This is a genomic window from Desertibacillus haloalkaliphilus (assembly GCF_019039105.1).
In the GTDB taxonomy this organism is placed as follows: domain Bacteria; phylum Bacillota; class Bacilli; order Bacillales; family KJ1-10-99; genus Desertibacillus; species Desertibacillus haloalkaliphilus.
This window is the reverse complement of sequence record NZ_JAHPIV010000433.1, coordinates 1-360: the sequence shown is the minus strand read 5'-3', so window position 1 is coordinate 360 and position 360 is coordinate 1. Positions and strand designations below refer to the sequence as shown.

Genomic DNA, 360 nt, shown 5'->3' with positions numbered 1-360 from the left:
CGTCGGGCGTCTGCCAGATGCTCTCCAGGTGCGTCATCAGCGCAACCTGCAGGCGCCAGGACGCCTCGTCGCCATCCAGGCCGCCCTTGCGTGCGAGATACAGCGCGTCCATCAGTTCGCCGTACACGTCCAGCTGAAGCTGCAGCGCCGCCGCGTTGCCCACGCGCACGGGCTGCGCGCCCTCGTAGCCCGGCAGCCACGGGACGACCCATTCGCCCAACCGCCGTTCGCCTGCAATCCCGTACATGATCTGCACCTGCGCGGGGCTGCCGGCAATGGCGCGCTCAAGCCATTCGCGCCAGGCGCGCGCTTCGTTGTAGTAGCCGGCGTTCATGAGGGCAAGCAGGGTGAGCGTGGCGT

At 68.9% G+C, this 360-nt stretch carries 1 protein-coding gene; it reads right to left on the bottom strand.

The genetic code is table 11. The features are described from left to right. The coding region (locus KH400_RS30205; RefSeq protein WP_217228489.1) for a glycoside hydrolase family 15 protein at positions 1-360 on the bottom strand (360 nt) is incomplete at both ends.